The sequence below is a fragment of the Paraburkholderia caledonica genome (assembly GCF_000383275.1).
Classification (GTDB): domain Bacteria; phylum Pseudomonadota; class Gammaproteobacteria; order Burkholderiales; family Burkholderiaceae; genus Paraburkholderia; species Paraburkholderia caledonica.
The window spans coordinates 524,988-541,880 of record NZ_KB911038.1 but is presented as its reverse complement, the minus strand read 5'-3'; the positions used below and the strand labels follow the sequence as shown (position 1 = coordinate 541,880).

The 16,893-nt window shown below is 59.8% G+C and carries 17 protein-coding genes; 11 read left to right on the top strand and 6 right to left on the bottom strand.

The features are described 5' to 3' along the window. The first annotated feature begins 201 nt into the window (after window positions 1–201). Together H281_RS0117830 and H281_RS0117825 are read left to right on the top strand one after the other, a co-directional pair. Complete coding sequence (locus H281_RS0117830; protein ID WP_020068508.1) at window positions 202–1,374, top strand: sigma-54-dependent Fis family transcriptional regulator; 1,173 nt, start codon at window positions 202–204, stop codon at window positions 1,372–1,374. An 84-nt stretch (window positions 1,375–1,458) separates the two neighbouring features. Continuing rightward, window positions 1,459–3,261 (top strand): NAD(P)/FAD-dependent oxidoreductase, encoded by a 1,803-nt coding sequence (locus tag H281_RS0117825; protein ID WP_020068507.1) that lies wholly within the window; start codon window positions 1,459–1,461, stop codon window positions 3,259–3,261. Between the two features lie 55 nt (window positions 3,262–3,316). Here the strand turns inward: H281_RS0117825 and H281_RS0117820 are convergent, their stop codons facing one another. Then, window positions 3,317–4,168 (bottom strand): LysR substrate-binding domain-containing protein, encoded by an 852-nt coding sequence (locus tag H281_RS0117820; RefSeq protein ID WP_020068506.1) that lies wholly within the window; start codon window positions 4,166–4,168, stop codon window positions 3,317–3,319. Between the two features lie 121 nt (window positions 4,169–4,289). On the opposite strand from H281_RS0117820, the gene H281_RS0117815 reads away from it, so the two are divergent. Together H281_RS0117815 and H281_RS0117810 are read left to right on the top strand one after the other, a co-directional pair. Then, window positions 4,290–4,994: a haloacid dehalogenase type II gene (locus H281_RS0117815; RefSeq protein ID WP_020068505.1), complete on the top strand. Its 705-nt coding sequence runs from the start codon at window positions 4,290–4,292 to the stop codon at window positions 4,992–4,994. 18 nt (window positions 4,995–5,012) lie between these two features. Then, a complete protein-coding gene (locus tag H281_RS0117810; RefSeq protein WP_020068504.1) occupies window positions 5,013–5,801 on the top strand; it encodes an aldolase in 789 nt (262 codons plus the stop codon). A gap of 2 nt (window positions 5,802–5,803) precedes the next feature. On the opposite strand, the gene H281_RS0117805 is transcribed toward H281_RS0117810, so the two are convergent. Further along, on the bottom strand, window positions 5,804–6,637 hold the full coding sequence (locus H281_RS0117805; protein ID WP_020068503.1) for a TetR/AcrR family transcriptional regulator: 834 nt from the start codon (window positions 6,635–6,637) through the stop codon (window positions 5,804–5,806). Window positions 6,638–6,818: 181 nt separating this feature from the next. Here H281_RS0117805 and H281_RS0117800 point away from each other — a divergent pair, with 181 nt between their 5' ends. From H281_RS0117800 to H281_RS0117785, 4 genes are read left to right on the top strand one after another with little or no spacing between them, the layout of a single operon-like run. Continuing rightward, window positions 6,819–7,787: an HlyD family secretion protein gene (locus H281_RS0117800; protein WP_027804714.1), complete on the top strand. Its 969-nt coding sequence runs from the start codon at window positions 6,819–6,821 to the stop codon at window positions 7,785–7,787. Then, a complete protein-coding gene (locus H281_RS0117795; protein WP_020068500.1) occupies window positions 7,784–8,734 on the top strand; it encodes an ABC transporter ATP-binding protein in 951 nt (316 codons plus the stop codon). The genes H281_RS0117800 and H281_RS0117795 overlap by 4 nt, the downstream gene beginning before the upstream one ends. After that, window positions 8,731–9,873 (top strand): ABC transporter permease, encoded by a 1,143-nt coding sequence (locus H281_RS0117790; protein WP_020068499.1) that lies wholly within the window; start codon window positions 8,731–8,733, stop codon window positions 9,871–9,873. Before H281_RS0117795 ends, H281_RS0117790 begins: the two co-directional genes overlap by 4 nt. 10 nt (window positions 9,874–9,883) lie before the next feature. After that, a complete protein-coding gene (locus tag H281_RS0117785) occupies window positions 9,884–11,389 on the top strand; it encodes an efflux transporter outer membrane subunit (RefSeq protein ID WP_020068498.1) in 1,506 nt (501 codons plus the stop codon). Between the two features lie 23 nt (window positions 11,390–11,412). On the opposite strand, the gene H281_RS0117780 is transcribed toward H281_RS0117785, so the two are convergent. Next, a complete protein-coding gene (locus H281_RS0117780) occupies window positions 11,413–11,799 on the bottom strand; it encodes an ester cyclase (RefSeq protein ID WP_020068497.1) in 387 nt (128 codons plus the stop codon). 180 nt (window positions 11,800–11,979) lie between these two features. On the opposite strand from H281_RS0117780, the gene H281_RS0117775 reads away from it, so the two are divergent. The 3 genes from H281_RS0117775 to H281_RS0117765 all read left to right on the top strand — a co-directional run bounded on the left by H281_RS0117775 (window position 11,980) and on the right by H281_RS0117765 (window position 13,964). Continuing rightward, window positions 11,980–12,177 (top strand): hypothetical protein, encoded by a 198-nt coding sequence (locus H281_RS0117775; protein WP_020068496.1) that lies wholly within the window; start codon window positions 11,980–11,982, stop codon window positions 12,175–12,177. Between the two features lie 138 nt (window positions 12,178–12,315). After that, a complete protein-coding gene (locus tag H281_RS0117770; protein ID WP_020068495.1) occupies window positions 12,316–12,825 on the top strand; it encodes a phasin family protein in 510 nt (169 codons plus the stop codon). Window positions 12,826–13,097: 272 nt separating this feature from the next. Further along, window positions 13,098–13,964: a hypothetical protein gene (locus tag H281_RS0117765; RefSeq protein WP_020068494.1), complete on the top strand. Its 867-nt coding sequence runs from the start codon at window positions 13,098–13,100 to the stop codon at window positions 13,962–13,964. A gap of 28 nt (window positions 13,965–13,992) precedes the next feature. On the opposite strand, the gene H281_RS0117760 is transcribed toward H281_RS0117765, so the two are convergent. The 3 genes from H281_RS0117760 to H281_RS0117750 all read right to left on the bottom strand — a co-directional run bounded on the left by H281_RS0117760 (window position 13,993) and on the right by H281_RS0117750 (window position 16,858). Next, window positions 13,993–14,316, bottom strand: a complete 324-nt coding sequence (locus H281_RS0117760; RefSeq protein WP_020068493.1) for a hypothetical protein — start codon at window positions 14,314–14,316, stop codon at window positions 13,993–13,995. 22 nt (window positions 14,317–14,338) lie between these two features. Then, entirely contained in the window at window positions 14,339–15,403 is a 1,065-nt protein-coding gene (locus H281_RS0117755; protein WP_027804713.1) for a sugar-transfer associated ATP-grasp domain-containing protein, read from the bottom strand. 78 nt (window positions 15,404–15,481) lie between these two features. Continuing rightward, window positions 15,482–16,858, bottom strand: a complete 1,377-nt coding sequence (locus tag H281_RS0117750) for an undecaprenyl-phosphate glucose phosphotransferase (RefSeq protein ID WP_020068491.1) — start codon at window positions 16,856–16,858, stop codon at window positions 15,482–15,484. Between the last annotated feature and the right edge of the window lie 35 nt (window positions 16,859–16,893).

Genomic DNA, 16,893 nt, shown 5'->3' with positions numbered 1-16,893 from the left:
AAGCGCTCACGCCGCGTCCCGCGCCAGTGCGCACGCTGAGAAAAAAATCTCACCGGCGACGATGGTGCACTGCAGTGTGCTCTGCCGATTCGCGCATGCTACAAACGTATCGTACGTTTCAGGCTTCGGAGACACGCGCCGGATAGCGGCGCAGAATGTCTCCAGCACCCAGTTCGCGCTGAGTTCGCCCGGAGGCTCGTCATGCCCTACGTTCCGTCAACGAGACATATCGACCGCATATGCAACGTCATAGAAGGACGGACGACGCGTGCGGGCGTCGACGGGAAGCGGCTTGCGTCGTCGTATAAACGTTCGCTCGAGCAATACCACCTCGATCCGGGCGCGACCGCCGGTCCGCGCATTCTGACCGTGCCGGAATTACGCGACGTGCAGCATCGCGAGGAATCGTTTCTGCGCGCGTCGGGCCAGTGCCTGTCGCGGCTGCACGAGATGGTGCGCGAGGCCGACTACTGCGTGATGCTGACCGACGCACAGGGCGTCACGATCGACTACCGCGTCGATAAAGACCGCCGGCACGACTTCAAACGCGCGGGGCTCTATCTCGGCTCATGCTGGTCCGAAAGCGAGGAAGGAACCTGCGGTGTCGCGACGGTGCTGCTCGACGCGGAGCCCATTACCGTACATAGAACCGATCACTTCCGTGCGGCCTTTACCACCCTCACATGCAGCGCATCGCCGATTTTCGGTTTGCATGGCGAATTGCTCGGCGTACTCGATGCGTCGGCCGTGCGCTCCCCCGACGACCGCGAAAGCCAGCGGCTCGTCAATCACATCGTGCGGCAAAGCGCGCTTCTGATCGAAGACGCCTGTTTCCTCAACGCGGCCGCGGATTGCTGGGTGCTGCTTGCGCATCGCAACCGCCATTACGTCGAAGCGCAGCCCGAGATCCTCATTGCGATCGACGCCCGCGGCCACGTCATCGCCGCAAACCGCCGCGCACGCGAATGTGTGCCGGCGCTCAACCAGTTGCCGCGTCACGTGTCGGAAATTTTTGACGTTCCCGCCGAGCGTCTCTTCAACGCGAAAGCGGGCCGCGGCCTCGTCTCGCTGAGACTGGGCGACACCGGCTCGCCGCTCTATGCACGCGTCCGTCAGCCCTCCGCCGCGCGGCTTGCGCGAAGCAGGACGGCCGCGCCGCGAGCGAACAGCAGTAGCAGTAACGCTGAGAGTGCCGCGCCGCACGCTGCGCCGGTTCTGTCCGATGGCGACGCGCTCGAACGCCGCCGCATCGTCGATGCAATGAACGACGCGAAGTGGCGCACCGAACTGGCCGCGCAAGCGCTCGGCATGTCCCGCGCAACCTTGTACCGGCGGATTGCGAAGCTGCGCATCCTGCCGCCGCATAAGTGCTAGCGGCGCTGCCCCGATTTCCCTAGCGGGCGTAGAACCCGCGCTACCAATGAAGTCCGACTATCCGTTTCAAATGGAGGAGCAACCATGTCTGAAAACACTGCAAATCAAGCGATATCCCAGGTGCTGGAAAGCCTCGAAGCCGCGCTGAAACGCGGCGATACGCAGGCCGCCGTCGACCTGTTTCAGCCGGAGTGTTACTGGCGCGATCTGGTCGCGTTCACATGGAACATCAAGACGCTCGAAGGCCGCGAGCAGATTGCCGCGATGCTCGATGCGCAGGTGGACGCGATCAAGCCGTCGAAACTCCGGCTTGCAGAGAACGAAACAGCGACGCAGGCCGACGGCATTGCGCAAGGCTGGATCACTTTCGAAACCGGAGTCGCGCGAGGCAGCGGCTTCATTCGTCTGAAGGACGGCCTCATCTGGACGCTGCTCACGACAATGGCGGAACTGAAAGGCCATGAGGAGCCGAAAGGCCCGAAGCGGCCTATGGGCGCCGAGCACGGTGCGCGCCGCGACCGCACGAGCTGGAAGGAGCGGCGCGAGGCGGAACTCGACGCACTCGGCACCTCGGAAGAGCCGTATTGCCTGATCGTCGGCGGCGGGCAAGGCGGTATCGGATTGGGTGCGCGGCTGCGGCAGCTTGGTGTGCCGACCATCATCATCGACAAAAACGAGAGACCGGGCGACGCATGGCGCAAGCGCTACAAGACGCTCTGCCTGCACGATCCGGTCTGGTACGACCATATGCCTTATCTGCCCTTTCCGGACAACTGGCCGGTTTTCACACCGAAGGACAAGATCGGCGACTGGCTCGAGATGTACACGAAGGTCATGGAGCTGAACTACTGGGGCTCGACCGTGTGCAAATCCGCACGCTACGACGAGGCCAAGGGCGAATGGATCGTCGAAGTCGAACGGGAAGGCCGCAATCTCACGCTTCGGCCGAAGCAACTCGTGCTCGCCACCGGTATGTCCGGCAAGCCGAATATCCCGAGCTTCAAGGGCATGGACGTGTTCAAAGGCGAGCAGCATCATTCGTCGCGGCATCCCGGTCCGGACGCGTATCACGGTAAGAAAGTCGTCGTGATCGGCGCGAACAATTCGGCTCACGACATCTGCGCGGCCCTGTGGGAAGCCGGCGTCGACGTGACCATGGTGCAGCGTTCGTCCACGCACATCGTCAAATCGGATTCGCTGATGGAGTTCGCCCTCGGCGATCTTTACTCGGAGCGCGCGGTGGCGGCGGGCATGACAACCGCGAAGGCTGACCTGACCTTTGCGTCCATACCGTATGCGATTCTTCACGAGTTCCAGATCCCGGTCTTCAACGCAATTCGCGAACGCGATGCGGCGTTTTACGCGCGGCTCGAAGAAAGCGGCTTCATGCTCGATTTCGGCGACGACGATTCGGGTCTGTTCATGAAGTACCTGCGTCGCGGCTCCGGGTATTACATCGATGTCGGTGCGTCCGAACTCGTCGCCGACGGCAAGATCAAGCTGAAAAGCGGCGTGGACGTGGTGGAACTGAAAGAGCATTCGGTGCTGCTCAGCGACGGCAGCGAACTCGAAGCGGACCTCATCGTGTATGCAACAGGCTACGGTTCCATGAACGGCTGGGCCGCCGATCTCATCTCACGCGAAGTGGCCGACAAGGTCGGCAAGGTGTGGGGACTCGGCTCGAATACAACGAAAGATCCAGGTCCGTGGGAAGGCGAACAGCGCAACATGTGGAAGCCCACGCAGCAGCAGGCGCTGTGGTTTCATGGTGGAAACCTGCATCAGTCGCGGCATTACTCGCAGTATCTCTCTCTGCAACTGAAGGCTCGCATGGAAGGCATTCCAACGCCTGTGTTCGGATTGCAGGAAGTGCATCACCTGTCGTAGGCGTCGAGCAGTCGGGCCGGTTTTTCAGTTCTTGTTTGTCATTCCGCCGGTCCTTCTACGCCTCCATCTCCGCCAGCAGGAAGTCGACCAGCGCGCGCTGATGCACGTTGAGCACGCCGCCGGAGCTGACAAGTGCGAGCTCGGTCGGCGGCAGAGGCGGAAAGCCGCTGCATACACGGTGCTCGGGCAGTACCGCTGTGGTCGGCAGAACGGAGATGCCGAGCCCTGAAGAAACCGCCGCCTGGATACCCGTGAGGCTATGGCTTCCGAATGCAATTCGCCAGCGGCGATGCGCCTTGTCGAGACCCCTGATCGCGCGCTGCCGGTAGACACAGCCTTGCGGAAATAGCGCGAGAGGCACGGGTTCGTCTGACGACTCCTCCGGCGCTGGCGCATGCGCGCCTCGCACCCAGACGAGCGACTCCGGCCATGAAGCCAGGCACTCCCCGCTCGCCGGCTCGCGTTTGACCAGCGCGATCTCGATCTCACCGCCCGAAAGCCTGCGTTGCAGTTCGGCGCTCATGCCGGCCACCGTTTCGAGCCGCACGCCTGGTTTAGTCTTGACGAAGCCGGACAACATCGCCGACATGCGGCGCGCGTCGAAATCTTCCGGTACGCCGATGCGAAGCGGCGTGACCGCGACGTCGCTCGTCAACGCATCTTGTGCTTCCTGCGCCAGCGCGAGCAGCCGCCGCGCGTATTGCGCGAGCAGTTCGCCGTGCTCGGTTGCCGTCACCTGATTGCCGGTTCGGTCGCGCATCAGCAACGTGCGCCCGACGAGTTCTTCGAGCCGCCGCACCTGCTGGCTCACCGTGGACTGCGTGCGATGCACGCGCTCGCCCGCACGCGTGAAACTGCCTTCGTCGACGACGCAAATAAGCGTGTTCAGCAGGTCGAGATCAAGCATGACGGACTCGCTTCGTTATTTAAGATGCAACTGACGTCGAGAGATTAATTTAATTTTCAAATATCTGTCAATGTGCTTAATCTGACGTCATTCACAGATCCACTTACGTCGGAGTCCATTCATGTCACTGCACAACACCGCCCGTCCCCGCTGGCTTACGTTCGACTGCTACGGCACGCTGATCCAGTGGGACGAAGGCTTGCAGGCGGCCGTCCGCGAAATTCTCGAAACCAAGCACGGTCACGACGTCGATCCGGCACGGCTCATCGCAGTGTACGACCGGCACGAGCATAGGCTCGAGCAGACTGCGCCGCATCGCTCGTTTCGCGAGGTGGCAGGCGCTGGACTTCATCTTGCACTCACGGAACTCGGGCTGCCCGCTGACGAACGCGATGTCCGCACATTGACTGACCGCATCTCCGCCATGCCGCCATTTCCGGAAGTGGTCGACACCTTGCAGAGACTGAAGGAAGATGGCTACCGTCTGTGCATCGTGTCGAATACCGACGACGACGTCATAGCCGGCAACGTTGCCCAACTCGGCGGCCATATCGACCGCGTCATCACCGCTCAGCAGGCGGGCGCCTACAAACCCGCGCGACGGCTGTTCGATTACGCGCATGAGCAACTCGGCGTGACGCGTGACGAGGTCGTGCATATCTGCGCGAGTCCGCATCTCGATCACGCGGCCGCTCGCGACATAGGCTTTCGCTGCGTGTGGATAGATCGCGCAACAGGCCGCACGCTGCTGCCCGACTACAGACCCGATGCAACGCTCTCCACACTCGATCAGGTACCGCCGCTTTTCGCTTCGCTCGGCTGGTGACTTTCAGGAACTACGACCATGGCGCACACGCTTTCATCCATTGGCGCGACAAATCCGCAGCCGACGTTGCGGCTCGAATCCGACGCCATCAACGAAGCACGAATTCAACTCGCGGCATGCTTTCAACTGGCGTCGCAATACGGTTTTGAAGAGGGAATCTGCAATCACTTCTCGGCTGTAGTGCCCGGGCACGACAACCTGTTCTTCGTCAATCCGTATGGTTATGCGTTCTCCGAAATCACGGCGTCACGGTTGCTGGTTTGCGATTTCGACGGGCATGTCGTAGCCGGCGAGGGCAAGCCGGAAGCAACCGCGTTTTATATCCACGCGCGTTTGCATCGATTGAAGCCGCGCGTGAAGGCCGCGTTTCACACGCATATGCCAAATGCCACGGCGTTGTGTCTGCTCGAAGGTCCGCCGCTATTGTGGCTCGGGCAGACAGCACTCAAGTTCTATGGACGCACCGCAGTCGACGAGAACTACAACGGACTCGCGCTCGACGATTCCGAAGGCGACCGGATTGCGGAGACAATCGGCGATGCGGATATCCTGTTCCTCAAGAATCACGGCGTAATGGTTGCGGGCGCGAGCATTGCAGAAGCGTGGGACGACCTCTACTACCTGGAGCGCGCCGCGGAGGTTCAGCTAAAAGCGATGAGCACCAATCGCCCAATGAAAGCCGTGCCGCACGACGTGGCGCAGCGCACTTATGAACAGATACGCGCCGGCGACAAGGAGAGCGCACACGCTCATCTGGACAGCGCAATGCGAGAACTGCGCAGGCGCGCAATCGCGTTCGAACAATAGAATTACTTGCGCGCCCGGTGCGCTGCGGCGACTGCGTCCAGCCCCGCCATGACGAAGCGGACGAAGTCTTCCACGAGCGCATTCTTATCTTTGGCAACGGCGGGCAGCAACGCTGCCTGCGCCTGCCGCGGCGCAATCATCAACGCAATGCAGGGCAGCACGGTGAACATCACCGCTCGCTGCACAGTCGGCTCCTGCGGATTCAACTGCAATACTTCCCCCATCAAACCGAGCAGAACAGCAGCTTTCGGCCGCACCGCCTTTTCGATGAGCGCTGGAATAGCGGGCGACGGCGACAGCATCTCGCGCAACATCAGCATGAATCCCCACGGCGCGCTCGTGCTGGTGGACAGGCCGACGAATCGCGAGATCACCGCGCGCAACTTGTCGCGAGCGTCGCCTGCCCCTTCTGTCAGTGCGGTCAGTTCATCGAGGCTCACCACCTGACGATGCGCCTCCACGAGTGCCGCCTCGTATAGCGCCTCGCGACTACCGAAGTGATAGTTGACGGACGCCATCGGCGTGCCCGCACGCTCGCATATTTCCTTGCTGGTGGCATCGGCGAAACCGCGCGCTGCGAAAACCTGCCCCGCAATGTCGAGCAGATGCTGGCGTGTCGCCGCTCCGTCAGGCCGGCTCGCGCGCTTCGCTGCTTTCGGCCGTGGCGGCGTCTCACGCTCGTTCGATTGCTTTGCGCGAGACTTAGCGTCGGGCTGCACTGCCCGCTTCGTCTGTTTCTTCTGTTGCGTCGCTCTCGTCTGCGTTGTTCCCTGCGCTTTTCCAGCCTTTTCTTTACGGTCGACGCGCCCTGCGGTCGTCACTGGTTTTGTTGGCATGAGTCAGTTCCGCTGAAAAAACAGTTTGAATTTGAATTCAAATTCACATAGCATTTATTTTACTTCATCCTGGCGGACCGGGCATTCGGAGAAGCATCAGGAGCGGCCCTTCCCGGCGATGAAAATGGAATGCCCGCTGAACACGCGCCGCGACCGCAGCACGGAGAGTGGAACGAGATCAATGAAGAGCTTCATCACATCAATCAGACGACCCGCATGGACGCTCTTCTTCGGCGTCCTGCTCATGGGGTGCTCGCATCGCGACGAGAATGCCTATCAGGGCTATGTAGAGGGCGAGTATGTCTACCTGGGTTCGTCGCAGGCGGGCAAGCTCACGCAATTGCAGGTCACGCGCGGACAAACCGTCAAGGCAGACGCGCCGCTTTTCGCTCTGGACGTCGTCGACGAAACAGCCGCCCTGCAGCAGGCGCGGGAGCAACTCGCGGCTGCGCGCTCTCAGCTCGCCGATATTCAAACCGGCAAGCGCGTGCCGGAAGTCAACGTCAATCGCGCACAGCTCGCCCAGGCTGCCGCAAACGCGCGCAAGGCGGCGCTGCAACTCACACGCGACGAAGCGCAATACAGCGCAGGCGGCATTTCGAAAGCTCAACTCGACGATTCGCGTGCGAATGCGGACGCCACGTCAGCGCAAGTGCGTGAACTCACGAATCAGGTGCAAGTGGCGCGTTTGCCCGGCCGCGCGCAACAGATCAGCGCCCAGCAGGCGCAGGTCGCAGCGGCTGAAGCCGTGGTCGCGCAGGCGCAGTGGAAACTCGATCAGAAGCGCGTCAATGCGCCCGCCGACGGACTGATCTACGACACGCTCTATCGGAACGGCGAATGGGTGCCGGCGGGCAGCCCAGTTGTGCAGATGCTGCCGCCGCAGAACATCAAGCTACGCTTTTTCGTGCCCGAGACGCTGGTTGGCGCACTCACGCCGGGTCGCGAGGTAATCATGCATTGCGACGGTTGCGCGGCGGATGTGCCGGCAAAGATCACCTACGTCTCGAACAATGCGGAGTACACGCCGCCGGTCATCTATAGCAACGAAACCCGTGCAAAGCTTGTTTATATGATCGAGGCGCACCCTTCCGTTGCGGATGCAACAAAACTTCATCCCGGCCAGCCGGTGACGGTGGTGCTCAAATGAGCAGTGACTCCGACTCCCGCGAGTACGTCATCGACGTGCATGAACTCAACAAGCATTTCGGCGACAAGCACGTCGTAAACAACGTTTCATTGCGAGTGGCGCGTCGCCAGATTTTCGGTTTCCTCGGACCGAACGGCAGCGGCAAGACCACGTGCATCCGCTTGATGTGCGGACTGCTCACGCCCGACTCAGGCACCGGCACCTGCCTCGGCTACGACATCCGTCGCGACAGTGCGCAGATCAAGCGCAATGTCGGTTATATGACTCAGCGGTTCTCGTACTGGGAAGACCTGACCATTCGGGAGAACCTCGACTTCGTTGCGCGCATTTACCAGATGCGCAACCGGCGCGAAACAGTCGATAAATCGCTCGAAGCACTCGGGCTGCAAAGCCGCGCGAATCAGTTGACAGGGTCGCTTTCAGGAGGCTGGAAGCAACGTCTCGCGCTCGCGGCATGCATGCTGCACGAACCCCGATTGCTGCTGCTCGACGAGCCGACCGCGGGCGTCGACCCCACTGCACGCCGCGACTTCTGGGAAGAACTGCACCGCCTCGCGGCGCGCGGCATATCCGTACTCGTCAGCACACATTACATGGATGAAGCCGAGCGCTGCCACAAGCTCGCCTATATCGCCTACGGCAAGCTGCTCGCGCAAGGCACGTCTAAAGAGGTGATCGAGTCGCAGGATCTCGCGACGTGGTCCATTCAAGGCGAGCAGCTGAGCGAACTGTCGGAGAAGCTACGTGCAACGCCCGGCGTCGATCAGACCGTTGTATTCGGCGCCGCACTGCACGCGAGCGGGCGGGATCACGCGGCACTCGAACGCGCCATCAGGCAGGCCACCGCAGGCACGACACTTCGCATGGAGCCCATAGAAACAGGTCTTGAAGACGTATTCATCTATTTGATGAGCCATTCGAAAGACAACTTTGGAGCGCGAACGTGAGCACAGGTACTGCTTTTTCGTTGACGCGCTGGTGGAGTGTGGTACTGAAAGAGTTTCTGCAACTGCGGCGCGATCGCGTCACATTCGCGATGATCGTGGGTGTGCCCATCGTTCAACTCGCGCTCTTCGGTTTCGCAATCAACACTGACCCGAAGCATTTGCCCACTGCCGTCATCGTGCACGATCAGAGCGAGTTTTCGCGCAGCTTCATTGCCGCAATGACCAACTCGGCTTATTTCGACATCGTCGAGACGCTGCCAGACGAAGAAGCCGGGCGCCGCGCGCTTGCGAGGGGCCGCGTGCAATTCGTGCTGAATATACCCGTCGACTTCTCCAGAAGGCTGGTGCGTGGGGAGCACCCGTCGCTGCTGCTCGAAGCCGACGCGACCGACCCGACTGCAACGCAAACCGCCGTTGCCGCGCTGCCGCACCTTGTGCAACCGGTCGCCGACAAGGACATCACAGGACCGCTCGCACATCTGAATGGCGGGCAAAGCGCATTTGGCGTTCAGGTTCACAATCTGTACAACCCCGAAGGCATTACCCAGTACAACGTCGTTCCCGGACTCATGGGCGTAATCCTGACGATGACACTCGTCATGATGACCGGGCTCGCCGTTACTCGCGAACGTGAGCGCGGCACCATGGAAAACCTGCTGGCTACGCCGGTTCTGCCGATCGAGGTCATGACCGGCAAGATCGTGCCGTACGTCGCCATCGGCCTTATTCAGGCATCGATCATTCTGTTTGCGGCGCGCTTCGTGTTTCATGTGCCTTTTGTCGGCAGCCTGGTGGCGATTTACCTCGCCGCGCTGCTCTTCATTGCCGCGAACCTGACGGTAGGAATCACCCTGTCGTCGCTCGCACAGAATCAGCTGCAGGCCATGCAGCTTACTGTGTTCTATTTCCTGCCGAATATTCTTCTGTCCGGTTTTATGTTCCCGTTTGCGGGTATGCCGCAATGGGCTCAATTCATCGGCAACCTGTTGCCGTTGACGTATTTCAACCGGCTCATTCGCGGCATTTTGCTCAAGGGCGTCGGATGGGCGGACCTTTGGCCCTCGGTGTGGCCCATGGCTCTATTTACCGCCATCGTCATGGCAATTGCGCTGCGCTTTTATCGGCGCACGCTCGACTAGGAGAATGTTCATGAAAACACTTCTTCTTGCCTGCGCAGTGGCTTTGAGCAGCTGCACCGTGGGACCGGACTTTCAGGCACCGGCAGTACCGCGCACGCAAAGTTATACACGCGAGACATTGCCCGAGCGTACTGTCGAGTCCAACGGAGCGGCGGGCGCCGCGCAGAAATTCAGCCTCACGCCAAGGCCAACATCGATGTGGTGGCGTCAATTCCAGTCAGACGCACTGAACCATCTCGTGGACAACGCATTGCGTGAAAGTCCGACGCTCGCGCAAGCCCGCGCCAAGCTGATAGAAGCGCGCGAAAATTACACCGCACTCGCGGGCGCTACGCAATGGCCGGGCATCGACGCAACTGTTTCGGGTGCAAGGCAAAAGGTAGACCCCGCTGCGTTCGGTATTCCGCATGTCGAGAACCCCGGGCCGTTCTCTTTATTTAGCACATCGGTCAGCGTTTCGTATGTGTTCGATATCTTCGGCGGCAATCGGCGCGCGCTCGAGGCAAGCATGGCCCAAGTCGACTACGAATCGTATGAGTTAGATGCGGCACGGCTCGCGATTGCGGGAAATGTGGTGTCTACCGCCGTGCGCCGCGCCTCGCTGCAACAACAAATAGCGCTCACGCAGCGGCTTGTCGACGCACAGGCACATCAACTGTCGATCATGGAAACGCGTTTAGCTGCCGGCGGCGTGTCGCAACTCGACGTCCGCAGCCAGCGCACGCTGCTTGCACAAACTCGCGCGTCGTTGCCGCCGCTGGCAACTCAGTTAGCTGCTGCCGACCATCAGTTGGCCATTCTGCTCGGGAGAGCGCCATCCGAAGCGGATTTCGACACCCTTACATTCGACGCGCTGCATCTGCCAGTCGATATTCCAGTGGCTTTGCCGTCAACACTCGCTCGTGCGCGGCCGGACATCCAGGCGTCGGAAGCTTTGCTGCATCAAGCCAGCGCAAATGTGGGCGTCGCCACGGCGAACCTGTATCCGCAATTCGTGTTGTCGGCGGGAATCGGCTCGGAACGCACGCGCATTAGCGACATTGTGAATGGGGTGAACGTGTGGAATATCGGCCTGAATCTGACTCAGCCGATCTTTCACGGCGGCGAACTGCACGCGAAGAAACGCGCGGCGCAGGCTGTGTACGACGCGGCATTTGCGAGCTATCGGCAAACCGTGCTGGAAGCATTGCAACAGGTCGCCGACTCGCTGACGGCAATGCAAAACGACGCACGAGAACTTCAGGCGCGCACCGAGGCCGCACAGGAGGCCGAGGCGAGCCTTGGCGTTGCTGCTCAACAATATGCGGTCGGCGGAATCAGCCAGTTTGCTCTACTCGATGCTCAACGTCAGATGTTGCAAACTGCACTCGACCAAACGCGGGCTCAAGCAAACCGCTTCACCGACACCGCTGCGCTGTTTCAGGCGCTTGGCACGCAGCCTGACAGCCAGGCTGGGAATTCGCCTGGGGATCCGCTTGGGAGTCCGCTTGGGAGTCCGCTTGGAAGCAACCCATAGCCGCCTGCTCGCTTTGCGTGGCATTACAACTGCGCTTCGATAGCCGCCTTATCGATCACGGACCACACCTGACCAATTCTTTCGCCGCGGAACTCGTAGAACACATTTTCGGTGAAAGTCACCGTTCTGCCGTTGACGTCGAGACCGAGAAATTTTCCTTTCGGTGTGCAATTGAAGCGCAGCCGTGCCGCTACATACGCGGGGTCGGTAACCATCAATTCGATGTCGAAATGAAGGTCTGGAATCTCCGCAAAATTCCTCTCCAGCATCGTGCGATATCCCGACAAGCCGATCCGCTGATCGTTGTAGTAAACGTCGTCATGGACGAATTGCGTCAACCTGGTCCAATCCTGACTGTTAAGGCACGCAATGTAGCTTCGGTACACGTTTGATAGATCCGGCTCAGTCATGGCAAGTTTCCATTTCTCGTCCAGGTGGGTGGGTTCCAGCATAACCGCTCGAAAGCTGGAATTGCGTAGTCGCGTTTCTCGAAACGACGGTACTGCGCGCGGCATACGCATTGCTGTCTCGTCGCAATGCGGCGCGCTCCTTGCGTCGCCTCTCGCCTCAACAGACGTTATTTCACGACCATGAAAAATTCGGCTTTGTGGGTCACCGCGTGCGCAGCCGCGCTCGCCATCGCGCTGGCCGGCTGCAACCGCTCCGGTACTTCGTCGACAGATCAGGCGAGCGGTGCGGCCGCAGTAAGTGGTGCCGCGCAAAGCGGGCCTGCCGTGTCGGCGCCCGCCACTGCGGCAAGCGACGCGCCTGCAGGCGCAAGTCAATAGTAATTTGACGCTGGTAGCCGCGCCACTGGCGAATTGCAGACATGCGTTCGATCCGTTTGCATGGCGAGGAATAGCCGTTGCTTAAACACTGCGCGTTGTTGCGCATTCCCTCCCCCCGCACTGATACGGAGCACCCTTATGAACGCTGTTGTATTGACCCAGCCGGAAGTTGGCCACGAAGACAATGCAATTGTCGCCTACCAGATGGCGGCGAAAGCAGTTGCCGGCCTCGAGAAAGTTGTCGAATTGAATATGCAGACCGTCAAGACGTCCTTGTCCGAGCAGCAGGCGCTTGTCGATGCCGCGCTTTCGTCGGTATCCCTGGATCAGGTAATCGATCTGCAATTCCAGCAAGTCCCCGCCGCAATGAAGAAGACCTGCGCGTATTGGGGGCATGTCGAAGACATCGCCGTGGATACGCATAACGAGCTTGCAGGCGTGCTCCAGGACAGCGTCAGCAGCTACCTGTCCACGCTGTTTTCGTTTTTTGGCAGCGCCGCTTCGATCGGCATTGCACCGGCGGAACGCACCACCGTAACAAGCCCGCTCGTGATTGACGAGCCGCCAGCCACGCAAAGTGGACCTGTCGCAATCCTGGACAGTGCTGGCAATGTCGTGTCGTCCCCAGGGCGAACCGATCTGCACTGACATAGCGCAAGGTGGCGCGGCTAAGGCGTGTTCGCCTGCCGCGCCCTCCCGGCCGGTGGCGACGTGAAAGGGCGTTAACGGCCATTACACTCAACGTTTCGCGACAAATGTCCTACATTTAGGGTCTTTACTAATATCGAAATCCGTCGCGTGTTTATCATTGGGCCACATGCATTCCAGGCAGAGGCGCGTGCGCCGTCCGCCCTCTCGGGTCCGATCAGTTTCGGGCCCCGCCTGCTTCCCACCGCACCAAATTTCCCAATGGATAGACTATGAGTAGCGCACGTTTCGCGTCGTTTTGGCATGGCCCAGAGCTTTCGGCCTATGAGGTGGCCTGTTTGAGTTCGTTCACCGCCTATGGCAGTGATGTAGCGCTTTATACGTATGGCGAGGTACAGAACGTACCCAAGGGCGTGATCGTCAAGGACGCAAGCGAAATTGTGAAGTCCGACGCGTTAACAGCATTTTCAATTGACGGTACCCCGTCAATGGCGCATTTCACCGATTATTTTCGCTTCGTCATGTTTACGAAGACGGACGAAATCTGGGTTGACACCGACATGCTGCTTTTGCGCGCGTTTGATCGCAGCCTGGAGGGCAACATTATCGGGCGGGAGTCGGCCACCAGCATCTGCACCGCTCTGCTGCGCCTCGATCCCGCCGATCCGCGCCTGCTTGAGCTTTTACAACGGATCGAGGCGATGAAAGGCACCTCTATAAAATGGGGTGACACAGGTCCGCGTTTGCTGACGTCCGTATATGGCGTAAATGCAGGAGTACCAGAAAGCGACTTCTATCCGGTACATTTCGACGATTACTACAAGGTATTTCTTCCGCAGTACTTCGACGAGTGCGCAGCGTTGTGCGCCAATTCGTACTCGCTGCACCTCTGGAACAATCGCGTTGTGAAGATGGGTTTGTTCAAAAGAGTCGGACCGCCGCGCGGCTCATTTCTTCATCACGTCTTCGAGCAAATCGGCGCGAACAAACTTTTCCGGGAGTTTTATCCCGCGAATGTCATGCAGGCGATGATAGATAACGTCGAGCAAAAGGTCGGGCGCGACGAGGGCTTCCGCAAGCTCTTGCAAATTGGCATGCCGGTCGTAAAGACGGCAATTGTGAAGCGTCTGGGGGTTTGAACACTTGAGCGGCCGCGGGGCCGTTCAGTCATGCGCCTCGCGCGACTTCGATAAGTTCCTTCACGCGCCGCGCGATATTCGTCAACAGACCCTGCGACGATCCGCCCTGCTGCTGACGGTGCGGCATGCGCTGCAAGTCTTCCCAGTCGCTCTCCAGCGCGCGGGCGTGGCCCTCCGGCGTGAACGGCCATTCCATTGCGACCGCGCGCGCATGCGCGGCGCTCTGAGCTTGCCCTGAGCGCTCCACATACGCATTGATAGCCGACGCCTCACGCTGCGCCGCTTCTCGCGAAGCCATAGCAATGAAGTCGTCGGGTCCCTCAATATGGACGCACCACAATTGTTCGCTCACGCGCGTTCCTCGCTGAATACCGTCATAAGGCGCTACCCTTCAGCAGTTCCCACTTCAGGTCCTGAAAGCAGGGGCCCTGGGTCGCCTCACTGAACTTCACATCGTTGTGTTCGCCGTTCCATTCCATAATCTGCACCTTGCCGTCACTGTCGACTGTCACGTCCCACCCAATGCATCGCGCAAACGGCACCTTGCGATGGAGTTGCAGAACGGTATCGATGCAATCGCTGAACGCAGGCATTTTCAGTCCGGCGAACCTGACTTTGGAATCGGGGTGCTCTTCAGTCGCGCCCCAATCGCTCATGAAGCCTTTGCGAGCGAATTCACCCGTTACCAGGTCCACGGGCACACAAACTTCGTCGTCCACCGTGATATGGGTATGACTCGCTCTGCCTACGCGCAAAAATGCGGCGCGCAGCGAGGCGCGGCCAAGGTCGTCCACCGCCGTGGTGAGGCGTAAGGTCGCGACCGAGTTGGCAGCGAACGCGCTCAGCAATGGATGCTGAACGATGAACTTCTGTATTACTCCGTTGCCGAGCGATTTGATGAGATCGCAGTCGAACGACTTTCGGTCAAAGAAATGAATGCCTTTGCCTTGCCCTGAGCCGTCCAGTTTGAAGACGACCTTATCGCAGTCGCGGAACACCGCGTCTTCGAGTTCGCGCTCCGGAACCACCACGTTGCGGTCCGTAAAGAACAGGCCATTTGCGAAGTAGGCTATATCGGGAAACGCGTCACCGCCAAAGATGACCCGCGACATAGGCTTCAGATTCGAGATCCTGCCGTAGCCGCCTTTCATATTGGGCACGACCACGCCGCCGTAAAAGTTGTCGGGGATCCAGCCTTCCTTGAACGTGCCGCTGAACGCAGCGTAAACGCGAAGCCAGGGTGCGTAGATCGCATCGCCGAATACGTCGAGTGCATACGTATCGGCTTGCTTGAGAGTCGCCGGGTCCGCTGGTCCGTATTTCTTCTCCAGTTGCCGCAGGACGCGCTTAGCCTGCACGCCATGCACCCGGTGGAATGCGTATCGCCCCACGCTCTTTATTGAACGTCTGGCTACTGTCTCAACGTCGATCAGTTTCATAGTCCCCTCCCCTTCTGATTATGCTTGAGCTCCGCACTTACTTCACTGCATTACTGGGGCCTCGATCCAACGGACGGATCAGTAAGCGTTGGGATGATGCAGCCCCTTGAATACAGTCGCGAAAATGATCTTGACGTCGAGCGCGAACGACCAGTTCCGAAGATAGTACAAATCGTGGGCTACGCGGCCCTCCATCTTCTCGATGCGGTCCGTCTCCCCGCGAAAGCCATTGATTTGTGCCCACCCGGTAATACCGGGCTTGATCCGATAGCGGTGAATATAGCCCGATACGATGTGCTGATAAAGGTCGTCGTGCTCGAGCGCGTGCGGCCTCGGCCCCACGACGGACATGTCGCCACGCAGCACGTTGAAGAACTGCGGCAACTCGTCAAGGCTCGTACGCCGCAAGAATCGTCCGACCCTCGTGATGCGGGGGTCGCCACGCGTAGCCTGTTCAAGCACTCCTTCCTTCTTCGCATGCAAGCGCATACTCCGGAACTTGTAAATCATAAAGACGCGACCGTCCGCGCCCTTTCGGCATTGCTTGAAGAACACAGGACCGGGCGAACTGAGCTTCACCGCTATCGCACACGCGAGAAGAATCGGCGACACAGCAATCAACGCAATCAGTGCGAAGATGCGATCGAACAGTTCTTTCTTCACGAGAGCGTTCGGCGGCAATGGTGAGGCGGCCAGGTTGATGGTAGGAAAGCCGAGCAACTCGGTCACGCTTCCATCGAAAAGGGCAAGCGCCCGGACATCCGGCATGAAGCGCACATTGATCAGATCGTTGCGGAATTCATCGACCAGTTCCAGAATCGCGCGCTCTTCCGACAAAGGCAACGCCAGCCACACTTCATCTATCTGCTGTTCGCGCACGTATTTCGCAAACGCGGCGCGCTGCTCGAACACAGGCACGGACATCGTGGTTTCCTTGTCCGGACGCAGGTTGTAGACAGCGTTTGCACGAAAGCCTGCGGCCGGCTCCATCTCCATCTTGCGCAAGATTTCGTCGCAATGTTCTCCGCACGCGGCGACAGCGACCTTCTGGAGATTCAACCCTGCGTTGCGCACTCGACCGAGAAGAACATGGGTCACCATGCGCCCCGCGATCATTGCGCCGCCAGCGATGCCAGTCCAGTACACGAACCATAACCGGGAGACGAAATCGATGCGGTGCAACGAGAACATCAACGCAAGCGCGCAGGCCTGCACCACGAGCCAGCCAAGCGCCACCTGCCCGGCGAGAACGCGTTTCGACCGGCCGCGCCACGACTGATAGACGCCCAGTGCCGGAAACACAGCGAGCGAAAACGCCGCCGCGAACGCGACAAATGCCAGGTAGAAGTTTCGTTGCGCGAAATCGTCGAAGCGAATGTGAGACGCGGCAACCGCGCCTCCGAGGATCATCGCCACATCGAACAGCCTGGCCATCAGACCTGTGATCAATCGCATAGCAGTTCCCTCGTACGCTCTCTGGTTCGCCACGG